Raw genomic sequence first — 1,254 nt, 5'->3', positions numbered from 1 at the left:
ATTGTGCCCGTAAATGCGAAATGGCCACCCAACTTTGGGTGGCCATTTCGACTAAAAGAAGTCCGGCGGTGTCCTACTCTCCCACAGGGTCCCCCCTGCAGTACCATCGGCGCTGAGAGGCTTAGCTTCCGGGTTCGGAATGTAACCGGGCGTTTCCCTCTCGCTATGGCCGCCGAAACACTATTGATGTTTCAAAAACCAACAACGACATGATCATTGTTGAGTTCCCGACCGTACATCGAGAACCACTCAGTGGACGCAAGCACCAAAAACAGGTGTGTTATCAAGTCATCGGCTTATTAGTACCGGTCAGCTTCACGTATTACTACGCTTCCACATCCGGCCTATCAACCCAGTAGTCTGGCTGGGAGCCTCTCACCATAAATGGTATGGAAGTCTCATCTTGAGGCCGGCTTCCCGCTTAGATGCTTTCAGCGGTTATCCATCCCGAACGTAGCTAATCAGCGGTGCTCCTGGCGGAACAACTGACACACCAGAGGTTCGTCCAACCCGGTCCTCTCGTACTAGGGTCAGATCCTCTCAAACTTCCTACGCGCGCAGCGGATAGGGACCGAACTGTCTCACGACGTTCTAAACCCAGCTCGCGTACCGCTTTAATGGGCGAACAGCCCAACCCTTGGGACCTACTCCAGCCCCAGGATGCGACGAGCCGACATCGAGGTGCCAAACCATGCCGTCGATATGGACTCTTGGGCAAGATCAGCCTGTTATCCCCGAGGTACCTTTTATCCGTTGAGCGACAGCGCTTCCACAAGCCACTGCCGGATCACTAGTCCCGACTTTCGTCCCTGCTCGACCTGTCAGTCTCACAGTCAAGCTCCCTTGTGCACTTACACTCGCCACCTGATTGCCAACCAGGTTGAGGGAACCTTTGGGCGCCTCCGTTACATTTTGGGAGGCAACCGCCCCAGTTAAACTACCCACCAGGCACTGTCCCTGAACCGGATCACGGTCCTAAGTTAGATATCCAGAGTGACCAGAGTGGTATTTCAACAATGACTCCACACTCACTGGCGTGAATGCTTCACCGTCTCCCACCTATCCTACACAAGCCACACCGAACACCAATACCAAGCTGTAGTAAAGGTCACGGGGTCTTTCCGTCCTGCTGCGCGTAACGAGCATCTTTACTCGTAATGCAATTTCGCCGAGTTCGCGGTTGAGACAGTTGGGAAGTCGTTACGCCATTCGTGCAGGTCGGAACTTACCCGACAAGGAATTTCGCTACCTTAG

At 53.9% G+C, this 1,254-nt stretch carries 2 rRNA genes; both read right to left on the bottom strand.

From position 1 onward, the window contains the following. Positions 1-60: 60 nt before the first annotated feature. Positions 61-177: ribosomal RNA gene (gene rrf, locus ASE56_RS11940) — 5S ribosomal RNA — on the bottom strand. Between the two features lie 102 nt (positions 178-279). Next, positions 280-1,254: ribosomal RNA gene (locus ASE56_RS11935) — 23S ribosomal RNA — on the bottom strand; the annotation flags it as partial.

The organism is Microbacterium sp. Leaf203 (assembly GCF_001421275.1).
GTDB lineage: Bacteria > Actinomycetota > Actinomycetes > Actinomycetales > Microbacteriaceae > Microbacterium > Microbacterium testaceum_A.
This window is presented reverse-complemented; position numbering and strand designations above follow the sequence as displayed.